This is a genomic window from Rickettsiales bacterium (assembly GCA_035765535.1).
Classification (GTDB): Bacteria; Pseudomonadota; Alphaproteobacteria; order Rickettsiales; family JABCZZ01; genus JABCZZ01.
On record DASTXE010000003.1, the window covers coordinates 583571 to 609343 of the forward strand.

15 protein-coding genes are annotated in these 25773 nt (G+C 46.1%); 12 read left to right on the forward strand and 3 right to left on the reverse strand.

The genetic code is table 11. From position 1 onward, the window contains the following. Nucleotides 1-5 precede the first annotated feature (5 nt). The 4 genes from VFT64_05805 to VFT64_05820 all read left to right on the forward strand — a co-directional run bounded on the left by VFT64_05805 (nt 6) and on the right by VFT64_05820 (nt 11299). Nucleotides 6-9788: a hypothetical protein gene (locus VFT64_05805; protein HEU5047344.1), complete on the forward strand. Its 9783-nt coding sequence runs from the start codon at nt 6-8 to the stop codon at nt 9786-9788. 77 nt (nt 9789-9865) lie between these two features. Further along, nucleotides 9866-10177, forward strand: coding sequence for a hypothetical protein (locus VFT64_05810; protein ID HEU5047345.1), 312 nt, complete (start codon nt 9866-9868; stop codon nt 10175-10177). A 595-nt stretch (nt 10178-10772) separates the two neighbouring features. Then, the gene (locus VFT64_05815) at nt 10773-11072 is read left to right on the forward strand and encodes a hypothetical protein (protein HEU5047346.1); all 300 of its coding nucleotides are present in this window, start codon (nt 10773-10775) and stop codon (nt 11070-11072) included. Between the two features lie 68 nt (nt 11073-11140). Then, complete coding sequence (locus VFT64_05820; GenBank protein ID HEU5047347.1) at nt 11141-11299, forward strand: hypothetical protein; 159 nt, start codon at nt 11141-11143, stop codon at nt 11297-11299. Nucleotides 11300-11547: 248 nt separating this feature from the next. Here the strand turns inward: VFT64_05820 and VFT64_05825 are convergent, their stop codons facing one another. Then, nucleotides 11548-12408 (reverse strand): hypothetical protein, encoded by an 861-nt coding sequence (locus VFT64_05825; protein ID HEU5047348.1) that lies wholly within the window; start codon nt 12406-12408, stop codon nt 11548-11550. Nucleotides 12409-12746: 338 nt separating this feature from the next. Here VFT64_05825 and VFT64_05830 point away from each other — a divergent pair, with 338 nt between their 5' ends. Further along, on the forward strand, nt 12747-13517 hold the full coding sequence (locus VFT64_05830) for an endo alpha-1,4 polygalactosaminidase (protein HEU5047349.1): 771 nt from the start codon (nt 12747-12749) through the stop codon (nt 13515-13517). Between the two features lie 27 nt (nt 13518-13544). On the opposite strand, the gene VFT64_05835 is transcribed toward VFT64_05830, so the two are convergent. Beyond that, nucleotides 13545-14135: a hypothetical protein gene (locus VFT64_05835; protein HEU5047350.1), complete on the reverse strand. Its 591-nt coding sequence runs from the start codon at nt 14133-14135 to the stop codon at nt 13545-13547. Nucleotides 14136-14265: 130 nt separating this feature from the next. Between VFT64_05835 and VFT64_05840 the strand changes: the two genes are divergently transcribed. The 6 genes from VFT64_05840 (at nt 14266) to VFT64_05865 (ending at nt 19016) form a co-directional block, all read left to right on the forward strand. Continuing rightward, nucleotides 14266-15771: a recombinase family protein gene (locus VFT64_05840; GenBank protein ID HEU5047351.1), complete on the forward strand. Its 1506-nt coding sequence runs from the start codon at nt 14266-14268 to the stop codon at nt 15769-15771. Continuing rightward, the gene (locus tag VFT64_05845) at nt 15768-16658 is read left to right on the forward strand and encodes a ParB N-terminal domain-containing protein (protein HEU5047352.1); all 891 of its coding nucleotides are present in this window, start codon (nt 15768-15770) and stop codon (nt 16656-16658) included. The genes VFT64_05840 and VFT64_05845 overlap by 4 nt, the downstream gene beginning before the upstream one ends. After that, nucleotides 16655-17575 carry a plasmid partitioning protein RepB C-terminal domain-containing protein gene (locus tag VFT64_05850; protein ID HEU5047353.1) on the forward strand — a complete coding sequence of 307 codons (921 nt, stop codon included), beginning with the start codon at nt 16655-16657 and terminating at the stop codon, nt 17573-17575. The genes VFT64_05845 and VFT64_05850 overlap by 4 nt, the downstream gene beginning before the upstream one ends. Before the next feature lie 61 nt (nt 17576-17636). Next, entirely contained in the window at nt 17637-18197 is a 561-nt protein-coding gene (locus VFT64_05855) for a YdcF family protein (protein HEU5047354.1), read from the forward strand. A 15-nt stretch (nt 18198-18212) separates the two neighbouring features. Continuing rightward, entirely contained in the window at nt 18213-18410 is a 198-nt protein-coding gene (locus VFT64_05860; GenBank protein HEU5047355.1) for a hypothetical protein, read from the forward strand. A gap of 45 nt (nt 18411-18455) precedes the next feature. Beyond that, nucleotides 18456-19016 (forward strand): phospholipase D family protein, encoded by a 561-nt coding sequence (locus VFT64_05865; protein ID HEU5047356.1) that lies wholly within the window; start codon nt 18456-18458, stop codon nt 19014-19016. A 37-nt stretch (nt 19017-19053) separates the two neighbouring features. Here VFT64_05865 and VFT64_05870 read toward each other — a convergent pair whose 3' ends face one another. After that, a complete protein-coding gene (locus VFT64_05870; GenBank protein HEU5047357.1) occupies nt 19054-19665 on the reverse strand; it encodes a hypothetical protein in 612 nt (203 codons plus the stop codon). 774 nt (nt 19666-20439) lie between these two features. On the opposite strand from VFT64_05870, the gene VFT64_05875 reads away from it, so the two are divergent. Further along, a partial coding sequence (locus tag VFT64_05875; GenBank protein ID HEU5047358.1) for a hypothetical protein occupies nt 20440-25773 on the forward strand: 5334 nt, incomplete at its 3' end.

Consider the following 25773-nt stretch of genomic DNA (forward strand, 5'->3'; position numbering starts at 1 on the left):
CGCTTATGACTACGCAGACACAACCCCTCTCCTTGCAACAGATCTTGTTGGCACAAAGTCAGGCTGCTGCCATCGCAAGTGCTGTTTCCAACAGTGTTGGAAGCAACACATTTGTATTCTTTGCTGCATTCGATGGTACAAACAATGGTGCTAATCCTCCTGCAGATGGTTCCGGTGATTCGCGGACAACTGCGATAAAGCAATTGTATGATCAAGTGTTTCCAAATAATATTTCACCTGTTGGAAACGTTGGTGGGGCATATGAAGCTGGCGTTGGTGTTCCCGGTTCGATGCCTTTTTCCGCTGGATGGGATAAAACAGTAACAGCGCAATCCATTGCAAATGCCCAGGCAGCATATGATAAGTTTGCTCAGCAAGCCACTCAGTGGCTAGCATCGCATCCAAGCGGTTCACTAACTAGCATGATTACTGGTTTCAGTCGTGGTGGAGCGGCTGCAGCTATCTTTGCGGAGATGCTATATGAAAATGGATTGGTCAACTCCGCAGGAAAAATCTTAATCCCACCTGGAACTGTAGGCGCAGTATCGGCTGCGCTTATAATTGATCCTGTACTAACTGGCGTAAATGGAAATATGGAGTTCCCTCCCGGCGTACAAAACTTAGTAGTAGTACGAGCGCAGAATGAGTATCGCGACTATTTCCCGGCAGCAGATTATACGGGTGATAACGCCACTATTGTGCCGGTGATTGGCAATCATGGTGATGCAGGCGACCTTTATGATAACGGATTAGGAGGCATCTATCTGGGAGCGTATACTAATTTCTTCCATAATGCAGGTCTAACCAGTATTGGTCCGGTTCCTTCTTCCCGTGCTTATGCTGCTGGAACACCTGTCTATGTTCATTCGGAATCCCAAAGTACAGCTGAAATTCTTACTACAGGTGATTTCTGGGATGCAACATATAACAGCTTAGATATTCGGGATCCAAACTCAGAATATCTAAATGTTGCACGTCATGTTGTCGTTCCAGGTACAAACGGTAACGCTGCTACAATAACACAAACTCCTGATGGTACTGCGACTAACTTCACCGCATATAACGGTGATATTATTCTGGGGGGGTACGGAGGAAGTACAACGCAGGGCGGTAGTGTGAACGGGGTTGGAGGGCGTACCACCAATACTATTCAAAATTTTGTTGTCTTGCCTGATTCCGAAGCCACTATTACAAGTTATAATGATAATATTACCGTAGGTATAGGTTCAACTCTGAACTTCAACAGTACATCCCAAGTTGGCAATACTAATGCAGTTCGTGGCGCAACAAATACTATCACGCTTGATCAAGCGACTATACTAAATATCTCTGGATTAAATACCATCATCAATGAAAAGGATCCGGTAAGTACGCAGATAAATCCTATTGGCAATGCAGGTTATAAGGTAAATATTGTAGCTTCGAATGGTGATTCTATTACCTATAACTCAACGGCACCCAATACGAGTGCTCCCACATCAACCGCGTCCATCTCCACAGATGCTAATGGTAATACATTAATTACGTCGCACCTTACCAATGGCAATACGCAGACGATTGCAATGAGCAATGTCAGTGATAATTATACTGTTACTGCGGATGGCCTGACGACTGCTATGAGTAATATAGAGTCGGTTTATTATACTTCCGACGGTACAGCGGTTCTAAGTCAAGACGACAACGACCCTAATCCTCATAACTTCCCAGGCAATTCTGTTACTATCACAGCCGTGGTGGGTGGAGTAACGACGACCGAAACCATTAATGCGGATGTCGGGATAAGTAATGATCTCGCCTTGGATTCTATTGCTTTCGAGGGGCATTCCATTACCACTAATTTCTACAACGGCATGGTAGATGCGTATGGACGCACGTACAACATGGGTACTGACGGTACAACCCTGATAATTACAGGGGCGACAGCGGGTGATTCGCTGACGATCAGTAATTTTCGCCGAGGTGACTTCGGGGTCAATATGACGTATAGCGTCGGCAGCAACTACGGCGTCCCGGTTCTTCCTGATACGGGAGTCTACTATAATCATAATGTACTCGCATTTGATGCATTAGTGAACGGGCAACTCACTGGATACGTTTCATTCACTGATATTAAATATTATTATGGGATGCTCGTAACTGGCATTAATAATAACGGGCAGGTCATTGCGCATTCTGGCTATGATGGCACTTACATCCTTTCTACGGCATATGGAACGTGGATGGAGACGCCCGTTGGCCTCGACAATAATAATACTCTGAATGCTTTGCATACGTGGGGCATGTATATCAACGACAATGGTGTTGCGGTTGGGGATTATCTTGACAGCGATTATGTGCAGCATGGTTTTGTAAGTGCCAATGGTGTGGTAACTTCCACCGTCAGCATTGCAGGCGCTACCAGCACGGGACTTATCAGTATCAATGATAACGGCGTTATCGTCGGCAATTATGTAGATAGTAATGGCCATGAGCACGGTTTCGAGCTGATTGGCGATAATCTTACCTATATCAATGTAGCTGGCGCTACGGATACGGTTGTTTACGGTATTAACAATAATGGCGTTATCGTCGGCACCTATTATATCAACAATGTAGCCAATGGCTTTATTGATGATCACGGGGTTATTACCACGATTAACATGGCTGGAGCTGCTGCTCACGGCGGTACAACCGCCACGGACATCACGGATGATGGTCAGGTATTCGGATATTATTATTCACCTACTGGGGCTGCCGTCTTCTCTGCTAATCCTACTTATGCTTCCACTATTACAGAAGACAATGCTACCTTTAGTGTCACAGATATTCGCGATATTTATGGTGACGGCAATACCATTACGGCGGGAAACTGTGCAATTACGTTGGTAGGAGACAATAACACTGTCACGGCTAATACCCATCCCGATCCTGGCAATACGTTCCTGATTGATGGCAAAGGGAATACACTTACTGCAACAGACGGTGACAAAGTCACTGTAGCGGGGAATGGCCAGATTAATAATACCACACAGTACAATACGGTTTCCCTCTCAACGGGTACTCTGGTCGTTGATGATGCTACTTCCGTGGTTCTCAATGGCTCCAATAATGCAGTGTATGCAGGTGATGAGGACAACATTACCTTCAACGGCACAGGCAATACGATTACGATCGGAACGGGAAGCGATCTTATCATCACCGGGACTAATGCGGTTGATGCAACCGATGCAGATGATACGGATGGTATCGTCTTCGATGGCGTCGATATCGAAAAGGATATTACTTTTGACGCTACTAATACTTCCGGTGCCTATTCTATCTCCGGGTCAACACTCACTATCACTTCCGGTAGTGACGCCCTAACCATCACCAATTTCGTGAATGGAGACTTCGGAATTGATATTTCTTATAATGAAACGGTTAGCAACAGTACGCAAACTATCGCTAACAATGCCTATGCAAGTATTACCGGTGATAATAACACTATATTCGCTGGAACCGGTAGTAATCTATTCATTACCGGCACAGGAGACATGATTTCGGTAGGAGCAAATAGCAATGTTACGCTTGCTAGCGGTTCTTCTGCCGGTGTCAGTACCACTGAAGCAGATGCAGCGCTTAAAAAAGCGTCTATTACTGTCTCTGGCACGGAAGAAAGCATCTCCTACGGCGATCCTACCAGCATTATTCTTGAAGCAGGTTCGCAGGCAAGCATTACTGGCACGGATGGCATTATGACTGCCAGCAATGCGTATGGTGGCAGTAGTGATATTGAGAATATCATAAACTGGAACGTTGGAGGATCACAGCTGCAGCGATTTACCAGCTTGCCTACGGATGAAGCCGAGGAAATCAAGAATTACAGCGGGGCTAATGCGACCGGAGTGCTGAACTCCGAAATTATCAACTATACTGCGGGCAATTCCCGTGTAGAACAGTTCAATGTTTCTGCTGCGATATCAGAAGAAATTTCTGAATATTCTTCACTTGATGGTACAGGCATATTAATTTCTGAACTCGTCAATAATGAGGATGGGACTTCTGTAAAGAAAATCTTTACCGGATTGCAGGGTGACGAGACTGAAGAAGATTTCACCTACGCTGGTGCCAATGCAACGGGAACGCTGACATCACAAGCTACTTATTATAGCGACGGCAGCCATACGGTGAAAAGCTTTAATCCCACGGCTGATATCGTGAATGAGTCACAGAGCTTCATCCATAGTGTTACCGGTACTGCAGGTGTTTTATTCTCAGGTTCGGATGCAAATGGGAATAGAGGTTTATGGATAACTGACGGTACGGTTGTAGGCACCCGCAATTTAACGCCTGGAGAAAATATCAGTATTCCGTCTGTATCTGAGCATCAGTATGAAACGATAGTTACTATTGGTAATAAAGTAATATTCTTGGGAAATGAGCAGATATGGGTAACAAATGGTATGGTAGGTAGTGCTACTCAGCTGACCAACATCACCAATTTCTTCCCACGCTATTTAACGTCCATTGGAAACAAAGCAGTTTTTCTTGCTAATGACACTAATGGTAATCAGCAGGTATGGACAACGGATGGCACGGTTGGTGGTACTACCCGGTTAACTAGTATTCCTGGCGGCATTAATAGCGATCATTTTGCTGAATTAGGTAATAAGGCTCTCTTTGCTGGAAATGATGCAAATGGCAGCCAGCAATTATGGATAACGGATGGTACAATCGCGGGTACTACTCAGTTAACTGCAGTCGTTTCCGGTATGAATCCCGATGATATTGTGACTGTAGGCAATGAGGTTTTCTTTGAAGGGCTGGATACAAATGGTAAAGGCCAACTATGGAAAACGGATGGCACTGCTGCTGGAACAGTTCAGATTACAACTTTATCTGCAGGGATATATCCTGATAATATGGCTGCTTTTGGTAATAAAGTACTATTTGGAGCTCCGGATTCAAATGGTCATGAGCAGTTATGGATTAGTGATGGCAGTGCAGCCGGCACGATCCAGGTAACTAATGGCAGCAGCCTCAGTCCAACCAATATCACTGCATTTGGAAGCAGTGCGCTTTTCTTTTCTGGTGCGCAGCTATGGATAACTGATGGTACAGCTGCAGGTACTATTCAATTAGCATCTGGGAGTGGCGGCTCGCTTCAGGTGCTTTCGCTGCTGGGTAATAAAGCGCTCTTTTTCAAATCAGGTTCGAATGGAGCATATCAGCTATGGGTAACGGACGGTACAGCCTCTGGGACTCTGGAACTAACCACTAGCCTTAATACCAGCTTCAGGCAGATAATATATGATAGTTTAGAAGTGGTTGGAAATCAGGCTATATTCGCAGCCCGGGGACCAGATGGTAAGACATCATTGTGGGAAACAGATGGCACCATCGCGGGTACTGAGGAAATGACTGGTATAGCCAATGCTGCAGCCGGAGGTATAAATCCTTCCAGCTTAACGGCATTTTCGACCGTCACTACTACTGACCTTCTGACCTCAGAAACGATCAATAACACCGATGGCACATCTATAGGTGAACAGATTACCTATAATGGTGATGGCAGTACGACCAAGGTGATTGCGAAGTATTCGGGAGCAGATCTAAGTGATTCACAAATCTATCAGGAAACAGACATTACTTCAGCAAGTGGACAGGTAAGTATTGCTATCAGTGGTACTGGTGATCAAGCCAATATTTCTAACGCTACTATTACCCTTGCTGATAGTACGAGTGCTACACTTTCTGGCTCTGCTAACAGCATTACACTTGGCAGTCATGACAGTCTCGTTATTGCGGGCACTGGTGATATGATTAATGCAGCTTCTGGTGCGGATCTCACCACCGATACTATAATGTTTGACGGTGCTGCTGTAACAGGCAATGCTAACTCTGGCTCCATCAATACGCTGGGCAACAGTTACAAGCTAAACGGCTCGACGCTGACGGTGACATCCGTAAGCGGAGACACATTGACAGTGAATAACTTCACCAATGGTGATTTCGGATTAAATGTGACGGTCAATCCATACACTATCAGTACCTTTGATGCTCCTGGATATACGCGTACATTGGTCAATGGGACAAACGCCGGTGAGATATTGGGCAGGACAGCGAACGGCGGGTATAGGGATGCATCCGGTAATTTTACCTATATCCCGGGCACTAATACGAGTCTGGTGGGCGGTAATAACAATGGTGTATATGTAGGATTCTCCTTTGATACTAGCGGTTACTACCACGGTCTGTTGGATGATAACGGTACTATCAGCACACTGGATTACCCGGATGCGAGCTATACGGTACTGCAATCAGTCTCTAATTCTGGTGAGATCGTTGGCTGGTATATCAGCAATGCCGATAATGAGAACCATGGGCTTATTGATATCGGTGGCACGCTGACGCGCTATGATATTGCGGGTGCAGCCTGGACGGTTATCGATGGCGTTAATAATAAAGGGGTAATCACAGGCAGCTTCGGCCTAACGGATAACGATGCAGAAGGTTTTATCGATGATCACGGTGTTATTACTATACTTGATTTCCCGGGTACGGCCAAAGTTACGTTGGCGGATGCAATTAACGACTTGAATCAGGTGGTCGGCACCTTCACCGATGCAGCAGGTGCTACGCACAGTTTTGTCTACCAGAATGGTGTCTACACACAGATAGACGTACCTGCAGCGAATGGCAGCACAACAATAGCCAACGGCATCAATGATGCGGGCCAGATCGTGGGCGAATACACTAATAGCAGCACGGGTAAGCTTTCCGGCTTCATTGCTAATCCGACAGGCGTGAATCTGGTAAACGGAACGGGTACGAATCTGACGGTAGCGGATGCGACAACGGAGACTATTTCCGGCAATGGCAACACCATCAGTGTGGGCACAAATGATACGATCAGCCTGTTTGGTAATAGCAATATTATCAACGGTGCCGGTGGCTCTGACCTTACAACGGACGTGTTATCGTTTGACGGCAATCAGCTTTCCGGGGCAGCGATTACGGGCGGCACGGATAGCCATGGCAACAGTTATGTACAGTCTGGCACTACGCTTACGATTACGTCTGGTACGGGCGAAGTGCTGACACTGGCTGACTTTATCAATGGCGACTTTGGGGTTACGCTCCCGAGTTCCGGTCCGGTTACCTACAACGAATCCAACAGCGCCATAGCGATTGCTGATAATGTGAATGCGGTCGTCACCGGCAGCAGCAATACGATCACGATTGGCAACGGCGATACGGTTTCTGTGTCTGGGTATAACAATGGTGTGACGGTATCCAGTAGCGGGAGTGTGGTGTCTGACGACTCCTCCAGCAGCCTGACGATGTATAATGTAACGGGTAACAGCGACAGCGTTACGCTTGCGGGCTATGGTGATACGGCCACTATCAGCGGTTCCGGTGATACGGTGGTGGTGAGTGCGACGGCTGCGAGTGTTACGGAAAGCGGTTCCGGAAATAACAGCATCACGCTGGGTGGGGATTCAGAGACTGCTACGATTGCCGGCAGCAACGACATTCTTACGCTGTCCGGTTATGCTGATGCTGCTACAATCAACGGTGCGGGCAATGAGACTGTTCATCTCACTGGTACCAATGACAGCCTCACTGAAACAGGCTCGGGCGGTAACCATATTACCCTGAGCGGTGATAGTGAGACGGCGGTCCTTAGCGGCAGTAACAGCTTCATTACCCTGTCGGGCTATGGCGATGCTGTTACGATTAACGGTGCAGGTCATGAAACGGTTAACCTTACGGGTACTAATGACAGCCTCGCTGAAACAGGCTCGGGCAGTAATACCATCACGCTCGGGGGAGACTCGCAGACTGCTACGATCGGCGGCAGCAACAGCACGATCACGCTTTCCGGTTACGCCGACGCTGTGACGATCAATGGTGCCGGGAATGAAGTGATTCATCTCATCGGTACCAATGATAGCCTCCATGAAACCGGCTTCGGAGGCAATAGCATTACGCTCAGCGGAGACTCGGAAACCGCAACGATCGGTGGCAGCAACAGCACGATTACCCTGTCCGGGTATGCTGATTCTGCTACGATCACAGGTGCAGGCAACGAAGTTATTAATCTCACCGGTACGAACGAAACCTTGACGGAAGCAGGGTATGGCAGCAACACCATTACGCTCAGTGGCGATACCGATACGGCGACGATTGGTGGCAGCAACAGCTCCATCACGCTGTCTGGGTATAATGACTCTGCCACCATTACCGGCAGCAATGAAACCATTATCCTGTCCGGCACCAATGCAAGCGTCACCCTGTCCGGTCAAAATGATGTGGTAACAGCTGCTGCTGGCACTACCGTAAACATCGCTGCAGGCGATGCGGTTGTTATCAACGGCAACGGGGTTGTTGTCACCGGCGGCGCTTCTGCACGCGCGACTATTAACCACGCCGATGGTACATCTGCAGTGGAAGTGTTTAACCAATCCGCCACCATCCTGTCCAATACGAAGAACTACAGCGGTCTGAACGGAACCGGTACGTTGGTCTCTCAGGTGATTGACTATACAGACGGTACTTCGCGCCAGAACCTATTTACCGGTCTTGCTTCAGGCGTTACCGAAGAAAGTCTGTTCTACAGCGGTATGGACATGAGCGGCGTGCTGGCGAAGGAAATGTGGAATTACGCAGCAGGAAACTCTACCGTAGAATGGTTCAATCCTTCCTCCACCATCGCAAGCAATACGAAGTACTATGATGGATCGAACGGTACCGGGAATCTTCTCTCGCAAGTAATCGACTACACTAACGGTACGTCGCAGCAGAAGCTGTTCAGCAATCTTCCTAGCGGCGTCACACAGGAGAGCCTGTTCTATAGCGGTCTGGACCTGACGGGTGCGCTTACCAAAACGATCATCGATTATGCCAATGGCAGTTCCGTGATCGAGCGGTTCAACCTGTCTTCAACCTTGCTCAGCCATACCAGCAACTACGATGGTCTGGATGGTACCGGTAACCTGACTTCGGAAACCTACGATATGGCAGACGGTACGTCGCGCCAGTATCTGTACAGCAATCTGGCATCCGGCATCAGTGCACAGAAGCTCTATTACAGCGGTGCGGATCTTTCCGGCAGCCTGACGAAGCAGATAACAGACTATGCCAATGGCACTTCCACGGTAGAGCTGTTTAACTCCTCCAGCACTATCCTCACCAATACGAAGTACTATACGGGTTTGGATGGTACGGGGACGCTGACCTCCCAGACCATCGACTTCACGGACGGGACTTCGCGCCAGGTACTGTATACGAATCTGCCTGCAGGCGTCAGCCAGGAGCAGATCAATTACAGCGGAGCGGATCTGACCGGTACCGTGACATCCACCAACTTCATCGGCACCTCCGGAAACGATACGCTGACCGCCACGGCTACCAAACAGACACTGACCGGCAATGGTGGTTCGGATACCTATCAGTTTGGTCGTGGAGATGGCTACGATACGATCCGCAATGGCCTGTCCACCAATACGGGACCGAGCGGAGAACTGCTGATAGGCTCGGGTATCACCAAGGACCAGCTCTGGTTCGAGCAGAAGGGCAATAACCTGCAGGTGGATATCCTGGGCACGACCGATCACATGACGATTGCGAACTGGTATAGCAACAGCTATGCGCAGCTCAGCGATATCCGTACGGCAGGCGGCAATGTGATTGACAGCCAGCTGGCGCAGCTCGTACAGGCGATGGCGACCTACAGCGCCAACCACACGGGCTTCAACCCGGCCACGGCTACAGCCATGCCGACCGACCCGACGCTGCAGAGTACGCTCGCAGCAAGCTGGCATTAAGCTTTACTATCAATAGGAACCCAGAAGTGCTATTGCTTCTGGGTTCATTCTTAACGATATTTCCATTAGAGGACTTTATGACTGAAGCCGCAGAAAAGAAACAGCCCGTTACCATTCCGTTTGTTGAGAATCTCAACGCTCCGGATATCTATGCCGATGAAGCGGTAGGCTTTCTGCTGGCAAACAATACCATGCGCATTACGCTGGCGACAGCAAAGCTGGACCACACCCAGAAGCCCGGTTCAACGCAGCAGAGCTTTGTGGTGACCAACCGTCTCGTTATGCCGATTACGGCGGCTGAAAATCTCCACAAGCTGCTCGGCCAGATGCTGGAAAACGTTAAAAAAGCATCTGCGAGCGCAAAAAGCCCGGATATAAAGCTGCAGTAGAATTCTTGACTAAGAAATTCTAAGCCTGAAACGCTGTAGAGTGACTGTTAGGGTGTTTTTCCCTTATAGGGGAAACACCCGATTAGCGTTCCTTGAGGCCCAGAAATCGACCTCAGGATAAAGGTAAGAAAGTACCTTATCCAATTTATCTGCGCGCATGATGTAGCATTTGCCGCGAAAAAAGTCTCGGATCGAATCTTCCGAAATATTCACGGCCCTTTCTAACTCTTTCATGGTAAGGCCGTGATATTCTAGTCCGGCACGGATTATCTGAAGAAGATTGTCGCGCGTAAATTCTATTCGCTTCATCTTCTGGATATCGAAGAGAGTAGACAAGTTTAGATGCAACGGGTTCATAGCGACATTTCCAGAACAATTTCCTAAAGCAAACAAATATAAATAATGGGATTATTCCCAATGTGTATCGCTATCTGTCACTTGATGCAACATATATTGCTATGATTTACATTATTTAGATGAACCAATAAGATAGTTAATTGTATAATTTATCATGGTAAATTATGAAGATAAGCTTGCGTGGCATGATCAGTTGTATATATTCGAGACAGTAAATCGAAGATAACAAGGGGAGACTATGCGTAACGTATTGAAGCGGGTTCAGATGCTAGCGGTAGCACTCATATCGCTATCGGTAGCAGGATGTATTGTTGAACAGAACTTTCCCCAGCAAGCAGCTCCAGCACAGCTTTTATATTCCACCGAGAACGCTGCTCAAACGCATTGCCCTCAAGATACAGTCGTATGGGTGAATACGAAAACTGGCGTCTATCATTATCCGGGCCAGCGTTGGTATGGTAGCACGGCCCAAGGGGCATTTGCATGTAAGAATGAAGCCGACCATCATGGCTATCGCTCCTCTCATAACGGACAATGAACGAATTTAGATGGAGTTAAATGACCATGCGTAAATTAGTCTGTGCAGCTGGATGCCTCTTGTTGGTAATGGTTCCTTTGGCAAGTGACGCTAAAGGTGGAAAATCCCATGCACATTATGCGTATCAGGGCGGACATTATGCAGGAGGGCATGGCTCGTCACATAAAGGCGGGCATTACCGCAATGCCCGCACCCATAACCATTACACGCATCATAAGAAAAAGTAAGCTCCTTTAGAGGGAAGACTTACTTTTTTGATGGCATTCCTTGTCTTTGGGAATGCAGGTCTGACCACAAAGCTTCCCCTTTTTGCATTGTTTGGCCGGAGGAGTTTCCTTATGGCAGACAGCATCCTGCGCAATACAAGCATTGGGAAAGCGCTTAGCAAAGGAATGGAAACCATCAAATTAAGAGTCACAGGCTCCAGCCGCAGCAATTGACTATCTGGACTTTATGAGAGTGGGTAAAGCTAAGACTAAGACTCACCTTCCTTGAAAGGTAACTTCACAAGAGCGTGCTTACCTAAGTAATACTTAAGCGAGAGACCGACTGGATCCAGCATGGCTTGCTGAAAGATCTTCGCGATTTCAAGTGCACTACCAGAAGCTTCACGTAGCATCTTAGTAAAAACTGCCGCACCGTCATCGCTAATCAGAAGCTCTGTGTGTGCTTCGGCACCGTAACGCATCTTTTTATTAAAATGGCTAATGCCTTCAATAAACAATTCTCCACGTTCATATTCAGGCAGAAAGACCTGGATCGCGGCATTAAGCGCTTTAGGTAGATCGAATAACACATTCGTGGCAGCTTGCTCCGCGTAACGTTCACCATAGCTGCGCCGGTCATTGACGGATTTCACGCCACGAATGAAAAACTGACGGGAACCATCTAATGCATAAGAACTCACAACCTGTGCTTCCTTGCCGAATAAATTCTGCAATGCTTCACGGCGGCTACGGCCTTCTTCGATATCTTTTTGGATACGCTGTAAGTTGCGCAGCAAAATAGCGGCTTGCTCTTGGTTTAGCTGTTCAACGAGGGATTCAGGGATCTGAATAACATCCAGACCGGGCTCTGGAACGGACCAGTTGTACGCCATAATGACGTTACCAAAATCTCCGGTCTTTTTAGCTTCCATCATCACTTCTTCAGTTTGACCAATTGCATTGCGCACGCCTTGTACGTAAGCTTCTGCCATAAACACAGTACAATCTTTGGTGTGATATATGTAGGTCATGTGTTTGTGATCGGAGTTTCCGGTGGCCAGAAGTTTCGTCTCACAATGATGCTTTAGGAAATCGTGTAGTTCCTGTTTGATCGCGTGCTGTTTTTTCATGCTGTACCGTGTATCGATCAATAGTATATCGCTATTGAAATGCCGGTTCTTATCCTATCTGCTCACGGTATGAGTTTCAAATAGATAATGATAGCATTTTTGAAGCTTTTAGAGATGAGGTTATCCTCTGATGTAAAAACGCATCTACTTGCTTTTTCCACTGTTCCACCCCCTTTATCCAAGTGATTTCTGTATAGAAAAATTTCTAAGGCAATTTGTATAAATTAGTATAAGATAGGGTATCTTATAGCTTATTTGCCGGGACACACATGCGAATCATTGCGATTATTCTGCTGGCCACCCTTATTGGAGTGGGATCTTTTTGGTTATGGAAACATATGCGTAAAGAACATTGGGCGGTGTATTACGGAGGTCCTATTGAGCTAAGCAAATTCCAACCCTTCGATCTGTTGGTGTTTGACAATGAGGTGCATCCTCCGCTGGCCCCGCTGAAAGCGGATGGCAAAACGGTATTGGGCTATTTAAGCCTCGGCCAAGCTGACCCGCGCAGGAATTTTTATCACATCTTTGCTGAAAAGAATCTTCTACTGCCTCCGAGTCCGGAAATTATCACGCAATACGTCATCGATATCCGCAAGCCGGAATGGAGCCAGTATGTGCTCGATACCATGATGCCTGCGATTATGGCGGAAGGCTTTGACGGCGTCTTTATCGATACGCTGGATAACATCATTCAACCCGAACAGGCCGATCCGAAAAAATATCCCGATATGATCAAGTCGGCTGTATTGCTTGTGAAAGCAATCCGCGCGCGCTATCCAAATATCAAAATCATGGTGAACCGTGGGTTTGAACTATTGCCGTTCATCGCTACCGATATCGACATGGAACTGGCGGAAAGCCTCTATACTAACGTACTCCCCGGCGACAAACATGTGATCCGTGAGCCGCAGGAATACCAGTCGCTGATGGCGCTGCTGCAGAATGCAAGAGTGCAGTCACCCTCCCTGAAAGTTTACAGCCTCGATTACTGGCCGCCTGACGATAAGGAAGGCGTAGTACGCCTCTATCAGGACGAGCGCAAAAAATTTGGGTTCATTCCTTATGTCTCTACCATGGATCTGCAATCCGTCTACCCGGAACCTTAATACGGGTACTGTTATCAGCGGATAGCTTCAGAACACTACGTAGCGACCGTTCTTCTTCGCACCCGTAAAACGAATCAGATTAGCTTGTACAAGTCCCGCAATATCACGCTGTGCAGTGCGATGATTAACCTGCCATACAGAGCAGAGATCCTGCGCCCAGGCTCTGCCACCTTGTTGCAGCTTCCCGAGAAACCATAACTGTCGTTGGTTCAATTGACAGCCGGTCTGTAAATCCACCAGAACATTTAATACGACAAATGTGTCGTCATAAGCAGACGAGAGTGAGGTCTTCCTTGGGAGTTCAGTCAGCATCTTTTGAGGGATGGCGTGCTGCAGGCAGAGGTTCCATACATCACTTCGTCCAATCAATTCCAATATAACGCGCAGGATTTGTGGGTAATGCGCGGCGAGCCTTAGTAAGCTGGCAGATTTAGGAGCGTTGCGAGCGCGGTGCCATTTACATGCACTATCATAACTGGCACCGGTAACACGCTGAATCGACTTCAATGCACTACCGGATTTGTGATGTTCCCTTCGTAAAACGCCTGCCACGGAAGCGGCGATAGTTTCACTCGTGATTCGGGCAGGTAAAACTTTACCAGTCTGCGTGCAAGACATTTCCGGCCTACCATGTTAGGTTGCAAAAAATGCGCCTGGTTGTAGAGGACTGAAGGAAACCCAGTAGGAGGCAAGGATGCACTTAATATCGAAATTTCAATCCGGGAACGAGCAGATACGTAAAGCCGCGATGTATGTCCGGATGTCTACCGACCACCAGAAATATTCCACAGAGAATCAAGCAAGCGCGATCCAAGAATATGCGGATCGTCATCAAATGGAAATTATAGAAACTTATACGGATGCGGGAAAGAGTGGTCTTAAGATTGATGGACGGGATGCGCTTAAGAAATTGATAGACGATGTGCAATCCGGTAGAGCACAGTTTTCGGTGATTCTGGTATTGGATGTCACGCGCTGGGGTAGATTCCAGGATGCGGATGAGAGCGCCTATTATGAATATATTTGCCGTCGCGCCGGAATTGATGTGCAATATGTGGCAGAGCAGTTCGAGAATGATGGGAGTCCCGTTTCGACTATTGTCAAAGGCGTCAAACGGGCTATGGCGGGAGAGTATAGCCGTGAATTATCAGCCAAGGTATTTGCCGGACAATGTCGCCTGATCGAACTGGGATTCCGGCAAGGCGGCCCAGCGGGTTATGGATTACGGCGAATGCTCGTGGATGAGCATGGGACTAGGAAAGCAGAGTTAAAGCCGGGCGAGCATAAGAGCCTGCAGACGGATCGGGTGATATTGATCCCAGGTCCTACAAATGAGGTCGAAACCGTGCGCTGGATATACAAGGCCTTTACCGAGCAAGGGATGCAGGAGGGACAGATTGCTGCTTCGCTTAATCAGCGAGGTTTATTGACAGATTGGGGGCGTGAATGGACGCGCGGATCAGTGCACCAGGTACTTACCAATGAGAAATATATCGGCAATAACGTCTTTAACCGTACCTCCTTTAAATTAAAGAAGCGGCACGTGAATAATCCGCCGGAAATGTGGGTGCGGGCCGATCAGGCATTTGAAGCGGTGGTTGAGCCCAGCTACTTTTATACGGCTCAAGGTATCATCCGCGAGCGTTGCCGTAAACTCAGCGACGAGGATATGCTGGGAAAATTGCGCCAATTGCAAGAGCGACTCGGCTGGTTGTCAGGTGTGGTAATTGATGAAACGGAGGGGATGCCTTCCAGCAGTGCGTATTTCCACCGTTTTGGCAGTCTAATACGTGCTTACCAGTTGATAGGTTATATGCCGCGGCAGGATTACCGGTATATCGAAATCAACCGGCACCTACGTAGGCTGCACCAGAATATTGTCAGTGAGACAATCCAGACCATTGAGAAAATGGGAGGATGGGTACGGCAGGAAAAACCGTCGGAGCTTTTAATTATCAACGAAGAGCTCAAAGTATCAGTGGTCATTTGCCGCTGCAAGCAAATGCCTTCCGGAAGTCATCGCTGGCGTATTCATCTGGATAGCAGTCTGGACCCTGACATTACATTGGCTATCCGCATGGATGTCAACAATCAGAAGCCCCACGACTACTACCTTCTGCCGACACTGGATATGGAATCAACTCAGATACGCATGGCTGAATATAATGGGCTGGCACTCGATGCATACCGGTTCGATGAACTGGAGCCTTTTTTCTTATTAACTGAACGCAGTGCGATTGCCGAGGCGGCATGAGACAGAAACCTCCCATACAGATGATTGCGGTGGATCAGATCAATATTCTCAATCCGCGAGCACGTAATCAGAGGATATTTACCAATATTACGGATAATATTCTTCAGGTAGGATTGAAACGTCCCATTACGGTAAGAGCGGCATCTTCTGCAGAGGGAAAGCGTTATGACCTTGTATGCGGGCAGGGGCGTCTTGAAGCTTTCATAGCATGTGGAAAGGCACAAATTCCTGCTGTAGTGATTGATGCGACGGAAGAGCAGGCGCTTATTATGAGTCTGGTAGAGAACCATGCACGGCGCCATTACCGTGCGATAGATTTGCTGCAGGGGATAGAGATACTACAAAAACAAGGATACGGTATTAAAGAAATAGCAGCCAAAACAGGGTTGGGGCACGATTATACTAAAGGCCTTATGCAATTGCTGAAACAAGGGGAAGAGCGACTGCTGACTGCCGTCGAAGCCGGAAAGATGCCTATTAGCATTGCAGTACAGATTATGGAAGCCGAAGGCGGAAAAGCTGTGCAGCAAGCTTTGCAGGATGCTTATGATAATCATCAACTGCGCGGCAGAAGATTTATGGAGGCCAGGCGTCTGGTCGAATTGCGTAGGCATTGTGGCAAAACCATTACTTCTAGCAAACGTGCCGACAGTTCCGAAAAGAAAGTATCGGGACAAGATATTGTAAAAGCATATCAGAGAGAAGTAGACCGCAAAAAACTACTCACCCGTAAAGCGGAATATGCCAGCATCACACTCATATTTGTAGTGGAATCGTTGAGAATGCTATTGCGCGAAAAGGGCTTCCAAAGCGTCTTGGCTACGGAAGGATTATCTACCTTGCCTAAGCCCATATCAGAATTAATTAAGTTGAAGGCAGCGACATGAACAAGGCAGCTCAGGCAAGGCTTCCGACACAGGAAATCAAATTCGGTTTCGATTCCGAAATGATTGTATTGCAGCTCGATCAGATTATACCGTTAAAACAAGTATCGGCGCTTACACATGAGACGGTTAAGTATAAACAGATTATGGCTTCCATTAAGGAGGTTGGTATTATTGAACCACCCGTAGTATGCCGCGATAGAGCTGCTAGAGGACGCTATCTTTTACTGGATGGGCATTTACGCATCAAAGCGCTAAAAGAATTAAGTGTAAATGAAGTCACATGCCTGATTTCTACGGATGATGAAGCATTCACTTACAACAAGCATGTGAACCGTTTGGCACCGATCCAAGAGTATCGCATGATTGCAAGGGCGGTCAAACGTGGAGTCTCGGAAGAAAAGCTCGCTCGGGCCTTGAGCATGGACGTACAGGCCGTTATTCGAAAACTGAATTTGCTCAACGGTATCTGTGAGGAAGCAGCGGACATGTTAAAAGATAAGATGGTGCCTGGTGGCATATTTCCACTGTTGCGGCGTCTGAAACCGGTGCGCCAGATTGAAGTGGCTGGATTGATGAATGAAGCAGGCATTTATACTGTTTCGTATATGAAGGCATTATTGGCAGCAACACCGCCATCACAGCTAGTTCCTGGCAAAAAGAAACACATCAAAGGACTGGATGACGAAAAAATGGCGCATATGGAGCAGGAGATGGCCAGCATCCAGCGTGAGTACCAATTGATAGAAGAAAATTATGGAACCGATATCCTTAATCTGACCATAGCAAAATCATACCTGCTTAATATACTCGCAAATACCAAAGTCGTGCGCTACCTTACACAATACCATCCCGAAATACTGTCCCAGTTTCAAAAGATCGCAGAATTATCCTCACTCTCGACGAAAGCAGGGCGTTAGAGCAGCATATTGTAATACCCCAGGAATTCCGGTATAGGAATCTTAAACGGGGAAAGAATGCATGACGAAGAAGCAGATAGGGATTGTACTGGGACTTATATGGGGTATCGCATGTCTCAGCGTTACCATAGATGGATTATTTCAGCAACCAGCATCGGCCGATCTTATAGTGGTCTTAGGAAACGAAGTCTATAAGAATGGTGAACCATCGACGAGGCTGCAGGCAAGACTAAATGCAGCGCTCGATGCTTATAAATTGCATCTTGCTCCTCTCATCATGGTAAGCGGTGGCGTCGGTAAATCCGGATATGATGAAGCTACTGTAATGGCTAATTACCTGCGCCAGCATGGTATAAAGGATTCAGACATTATTATCGATTCGCATGGGGATAATACGCGCGCCACTGCGCTCAATACAGTTAAGGTCATGCAGGAAAAGCATCTCCATTCGGCATTGGTGGTGAGTCAATATTTCCACTTACCTCGTTGCTTACTAGCTTTTCGACAGGAAGGCATTACACAGGTATCAGCAACCTATCCGGTATATTTCGAGGTACTTGATGTCTATGGAGTTACACGCGAAGCAGTAGGGTTGCTGGCTTATTACCTGCGGCTGAAATAACGACCGGGTAGGAGAATGCCGAATCGCAAGGATATATTTCGCTCTGCACAATTACTGATCAAGCAGCATGGACAAGAAGCAGAAGGTTATGCCACAAACCAGCTTAAGATCTTCCGGGAGCGCGGCGATAAGCAGGCAGTTTCCGTATGGTTTGCAATCATTGAAGCGATAAAAACGCTGCAGACTACAGAAAGCTCTGGCTCTCTACATTAGAGGCAATGTAGAAAGAGAAACCGTTCACTATAGGAAGAGTTCTCTATGCGTCGTCTATGCTCTACTCTCGCAATCATTGTAATGATAACCGGAATAACGTCTTCCGTTTATGCGTTCTCTTTTCACGAAGGAGTGATACCCCAAGATGAGGCTACTATTGAGATCGCATTCTCGCCCAAAATGGGGGCAACGGATCTGGTTGTGAAGGCAATAAAAGAAGCGAAGAAATCTATCCACGTGGCAGCCTATTCATTTACTTCCAAACCTATCGCCCAGGCACTGTTAGACGCACATAAGCACGGTATCGATGTGGAAGTGGTTGTAGATAAGAGCCAGGCTAAAGCCAAATACACTTCTGCGACATTTCTGGCTAACGTCGGTATCCCGGTTCGCATAGATTACAAATACGCCATCATGCATAATAAGTTCATGGTTATTGATGATGATCTTACGGAACTAGGTAGCTTTAACTACACCTCTGCAGCTGAAAACAAGAACGCTGAAAACGTGATGGTGATCCGCCATAATAAAGAGGTAGCAACTGCTTATATGCGTGAATGGCAGCGTCTATGGAGCGAGTCAGAGGTTTATACGGCAAGATATTAATGTATCGACCTAGCGCTTATAGCAAACGCCATAATTCCTAGTGCCAAGATAAATTTTCGTTCGCGTGGGCGATGAATTTGATGCGCTGGTTGATATCCGTCAGCTTGCCGCTCACATCCGTCATCATTTCCGAGATCTTCAGCACGCCGGAGCTGATCATCGGGTCGATATGCGGCTTGGTTTCCACCGTGTTGATGATCGAGAAGAACGTGCGGCGCTGCCATTCGATGCAATATTCGTTGCTAACCTTGTCATAACCGTGGATGTCCTTGGGCAGGATCGCACAGTAGCAGACCATGAGAATGCGTTCCAGCGCTGCTAGTGCGGCATTGGGATCGGTGTTGAGCGCGGGGTTTTCCAATGTGACGATGAGTGCGGCAAATGAGGTGATATATTCGCGTCCCACCCACAGGAAGGACTTGCTAAGCGCGTCTATCGTCTGTACGGGGTCGATCTTCCCGGCATCAGCTGTGATCTGCATGATGCGTTCGATAACGTCGCGGTGAATACGGGTGCCAGGGTTAATGGACGAAAGTGCCTGGGCTAGGAAGGTGATAGTTTCCACCTTATCGCGCATGATGTCTTTGCGCAGCCATTCTGATGCTTCGTCGATGATGTTGACCTGGTTAACTTGCTTTAGGCTTTCCATAAAGGACCTCCTATATCGCTCCTATAACACCAAGATTAACATAGAAGTATTGCTGAATTATGACAAGTAGCAACTTTTTTTAAAAATAATCGCTAAATAAGGTAAAATTTTATCTTTTTCTTAAAAGTGGAGAGTTTTAGGGGGATAGATATAAAGGAACGAGTATATAATATGGCAGTATAATGAACTGCCTATATAATTCCTCAATGGCTCAAGCCGCTAATGCTGTTCTGCATACAAAACTATAATAATAAGTAAACTATGAAGGGAAGAAAATTGTTGCACCAATTTGGGAAATACTGTTGATTAAAAAACCTAAGCTGCCCGTATTAACAATACGAATGAACCGCAAAGCCTGAAGATATGCAAACACTACAGAAAATTTTTTATTCTTTTAGAAAAGCTATAAAAGGAGAAGAAGCTTTAGGAGTCGTTTTCTGGGGATGGTTTGTTACTCTATTAATATTATGTTGGGTGATAGGTTTCTTTCTTAAACCCATTGTTTATAGTTACTTACATTTCCCCCTCAGTGTATTTTCTTTGAATATTATAACCATACCAGACATTGCGCTAACACTCGTGTTCCGCATTTTTCTCGTTGTATTGGTATGGAAGTGTGCATCCAACACTAAATATAAATTTTGGGGTTATATTAGCAGAATTATAATTGTGCTTTTTGCATTACTAACCTTATACGGCACAACACTGAATATTTTAGATATAGTTCAGTACGATATATCCAAGTCTCACATTCAACATTAATAAGCAAAGATTATGAGTAATTCCACCTTAAATAATACTGTCATCGTAACTATTAGCAAAGACAGCAGCGGAAATCCTGTTGCAACTGTAGAGCCTTCGTTGAATCAAGGTACTAATCAGGGGTTATGGCAGACGATCACGGGATATTGGAATAATGTAGTCAATTACATGCAGTCCCATCAGCTTGGACAGCCTTGGGACACTATTGATGGGCGCGTACGTATTGTTATGGATCAACGTGCTGCAGAAACAATGGCAATGGCCCAGGAAGCCAATCCACAAATTACTATCGAACAGGCAAGATTGTTAAGCCTTTTAGATATTGGTGTTTATATGGGAGCAGAACACTATTTCGACAATCTTTATGATACAGATAACTCTGCAATAGATTCAAGCGTGCTTGCCCTAATGACTAAAGATGTCATGACGGATGGAACAGCTGATGCAGTGCGAAAGTTGTTTATCAATAATATGTCTAATCGTAGTGGTACGACCAACACTTGGTTTCAATATGATAGTTCGGGCAATATAACACAGATGAACCAAACCAATCCTGATGGTTCAACTACAATTACCACTTTTTCCTATGACGGGGAAACAACCACTACCATAACAGACTATTACAACAAATCCGGACAATTAACCCACACTCAAACTGATCAGCATACCGTAAATGCAAATGGCAGTAGTACGGATATCTTGCAGGGCTTTAACGCAAACGGATCATTGCAGTTTACACAAACTACTAATGTAGGCACCGGTGGTAGTACAGATGTTACTATCTCTGGTTCCGGCGATGTAGCAAACTTTGATAATGCCGATATCACCCTAACAAATGGTTCTTCGGCTAGCATTTATGGAAACAATAATACCTTTAACATTCCCTCAGGCTCCACATTGAATTTCGATGGTAGCGAATTCACAATGACTCCTGGTGGAAATGGCGGTTTTAACATCAATGACCCCAATGGAAGCTCTATTTCTTTTGGCCCTGGTGACAGTACTACTATTAGCGATATGCAGGGACCTGGTGGCACTATAGTGCAGGTGGGAATGCAAGACAGTAATGGTGACAATATGGGGGATATGGAAACCGACACTGGTAGTGGCAGAACGGTAGTCATAGGTCCAGACGGCACTGTTACAGATATGGGTAATCCATCTAGTTTGCAGGTTACAGACGACCCCAATGGCGGATTAGACTATGATGCGCATTATCCCGATGGTAGTGAATGGCATGGCCACGAAGATACTGGCGGCACGATGCATACAACAGGTGGACATTTACCGCCATCGACTGCTTTTCCCTCTGGCCTTCCGATGGCACCTGGATCCTATATTCCTGGAGAAAATAAAGGCTTCAATAGCAGCATGACTGATCCGATCGTTTTGGATTTGGATGGCACAGGTATAAAATTAACGTCTCTTGCAAACTCAAATGCTTATTTTGATTTGCATGGAACAGGTTTTGCGGTACATACAGGCTGGGTAGGATCAAAAACAGGAATACTTGTAAATACTGGTACTCCGACCAGTATTAATAGCCTTTTTGGCAGCTCAAACGAAGATGGTTTTACAGCATTACGGGCAGCAGATACGAATGGGGATGGGCTTATTAATTCCTCTGATTCAAGCTTCAGTAATCTTTATGTCTGGTCCGATACAAATGGTAATGGAGTGGCAGATGCGGGAGAAGTGCGTAGCCTTGCCAACCTGAGTATTAGCTCAATCAGTCTTAATACATCACCGGTAAATGAAATAGTAAATGGAAATGAAATAGGTCAGGTTGCTACATTTTCCTATACTAATGGCACCACGCATCAAGTGGCAGAGGCTTACTTTAATAACAGCCAAGTGGACTCACAATTTACGGGTAGCTATACACTAAACCCGGCAGCATTAGTTTTACCTAATTTACGGGGCTATGGCACATTGCCGCCGTTGTATATTGCCATGAGTTTGGATTCTAGTTTGTTGCAACAAGTGCATAACTTTGCGGATGAGAAAATCTCCAATGCGGCTAGTTTTTCCAGTCAGATCAGAAGTATTTTATACCAATGGGCAGGTGTTGAAAATGTTGATCGTGCCAGCCGTGGACAATATGTCGACGCACGAGTGCTAGGTTTTCTTGAGGCGTTTAATGGTGAAGGCTTTTCTAGTTATGGGACGAGCAACAATCCTACGAACCCGCACGAGGGGCAGGTATTAAACAGTGCTTGGAATACCTTATTTCCTGAGGTCCAAGCCCGGTTGTTAATACAAGGTCCTTTAGCATCATTATTTCCAAATGTTAAATTTAACTATGATACGGATAGTCTTAGCGGCACAATAGATATTAATGCTATCGCAAATACTATCGCACAGAACACTCCTTCTGGAACATTCCAGGCCGAACAATACTGGAATATTATGACCTCTGTAACAGATACAGTAGCCAATGGTATTGGTGTATCTATTAATAGCGTTAATACCGCTTTGCAGAACGCATTTAATACTTTAAATCTTCCCTTTACCTTATCTTCCATACAAGCAGGAAATTATGTGTTCGGCATAGGTGATGGAAAGGTGGTTATTGATAATGGCATATCAACTTCTGCATATGGTTTGACTATAGCTGGTAATATCACAGCAAACGATATTACTCTGCAAGCCAATAACGCTGGGGATCTTACAATTACACTAAGTTCGGGTGACAGTATTACTTTTAAGAATAATTTATTCTATGCGTCTGGCGATAATAATTACTGGGGAACAACCAGCCTTCTGAACCAGATTCATTTTAGTAATGGCACGTCCTTAAACCTTAATACTCAAGCAGGTTCTGCACTTACCTTCACTTGGAACGGCACAAATACAAATACGCTTATTGGAACAGATTTCGGAAATAACATATTCAATCTAGGAACCGGAAACGATTTGATTATCGCTGGTAACGCTAGCAACACATTTAACTTTAGCACTGGTGATGGACAAGCAATGATAGCTTTTAATTCCCCAGCTCTTAACAATAACGGTGCTCCATATGGAATCAATGTCCTTAATATAGGATCCGGGGTTACATCTAACAATTTAATCTTGCAGGCTGATGCTGCTGGAGACTTAATAATTGTTTTAAATACCGGTGACAGTATTACGATTGAAAGTGATTTAGGCTTTGTGTCCGGTAGCAGCGATTACTGGGGTATGACCAGCAAGATGAGTCAAATTGCTTTCAGTAACGGCAGCACGCTGAATCTGAATGTCGATGGTGGCCATTTGTTGAATTTTACCTGGAACGCTACGGCTAATAATACTGTGCTGACTGGTACTAATTTTGGAAATAACATCTTCAACCTAGGAATTGGCGGCGATACGGTTGCTGCAGGCAGCGGTAACAATACCTTCAACTTCGGTATTGGTGATGGCAATGCCATTGTGGATCTTGGCGTACAGGGGCTGAACCAATGGGGAAGTCCATATGGTATCAATACCCTGAATTTCGGGGCAGGTATCACAGCTAATAGCCTAAGCTTTGAAACCAATGCCAATCACGATTTGACTGTCACCTTGAATACGGGTGATAGTATCACGTTCAAGAACGATCTGAACGGTGTTAATAGCAAGGTACAATCGATCCATTTCAGCGATGGCTCTACCATGCAATTGGATAATCCCAATCCACTCCTTACCTTTACCTGGAATGGAACAGCTACTAATACGACTTTTGTAGGTGTGAATACAGGGAATAATATTTTTAATTTTGGTGCTGGAGGAGATACGGCTACTGCAGGTAGTCGTAACAATACTTTTAATTTTGGCACAGGAGATGGCCATGCTGTAGTAAATGGAGTGCAAAACAGTAGTGGTACAAATACACTAGTGTTAGGAACTGGTATTACAGCTAGCAATATTACCCTGCAGGCTGATTCTAACGGTGATCTGACAGTAACACTAAATAATAATGACAGTATTACCTTCAATAATGATCTGGGGGGTACGAACAGTAAAGTACAGTCTATTCATTTCAGCAATGGCACTACTATGCAGCTGGATAATGCCAATCCGAAGCTCACATTTACTTGGAATGGGACCGCTACAAATACCAATCTCATAGGCAGCAACTTCGGATATAATATATTCAATTTTGGCCCCGGTGGCGATACTGCAACAGCAGGAAATACTAATAACACTTTCAATTTTGGCATAGGTGATGGTCATGCGGTGGTAAATAATATCCAATATGCCAATGGGACTAATATTCTGGTGCTTGGATCAGGAGCTACGGCTAATCACATCGGCATGCAAGCTAATTCCAATGGCGCTGTGACCGTAACGTTGAATAGTAACGATAGCATCACCATTAATAACGACATGGATGGTACTAACATTAGAGCCCAGGTTAACGTCTCTGGTGGTACCTTGGATATTGCTGCCAGCACTAATGCTAAGATAAGCGGCTCAAGCAATACAGTTAATCTGGCAGCCTCTGATATAGTAACGGTTGGTGGTTCAAGCAATACAATCAATGCTGTTGCCGGAGATACGATCTATACGTTTGGCAACGGTCAGACTACAACCACTTCATTGCTTAACATCGTTAACGCCACAAGCGATACAATAGGTCTATACAGCTCATCCAGCACCAGCGTCGTAGGTAACAGCAATACCATTACTACCAGTGCCAATGATAATCTTTATGTAACCGGTAACACCAATACTATCACGGCTGCCGGAAGCAATACCATCACGATCAATGGAGGCGGCAATACGGTCAGTGCTGCGAACGGGGATGTGATTAATATCTCTGGCAATGGCACCACCGGCGCGAATGGCGGCATTGATACGGTGAATATGTATTACGGTACTATCAATATAGCAGCCAATACCGATGTGAAAGGTAATTACTCTGGCAATGTTATTAACGCAGCCGATCATGACACTGTGAGCATCGCCGGTAATGCCAACACGGTAACCACAACGGGGAGCAATACATCCCTTACGATTACCGGTAATAATAACATCACCAATGCAGTGGCATCCGATACGGTCACGATTTCCGGGAACGGAAATACATTTAATACCACAGGTGCTGATTCGGTTTCATTGTCCGGTTACAGCAACACAGTGAATGCTGCTAGCAACACCATTACCATGGCAGCCAGTGCCTCTGCGACGATTAACGGTAATAGCAATACAATTTCTGCGTCTACGGGAAATAGCATCACTATCAATGGCGGCGGAAATACTGCTACCACCTCTAACGGGGGCACCATCAGCATATCCGGCAATGGCACGACGGGCAGCAATGGTGGCTTAGATAAGGCTTACATTTCTAATGGCACGGTCAATGTTGGAGCCAGCTCGGAT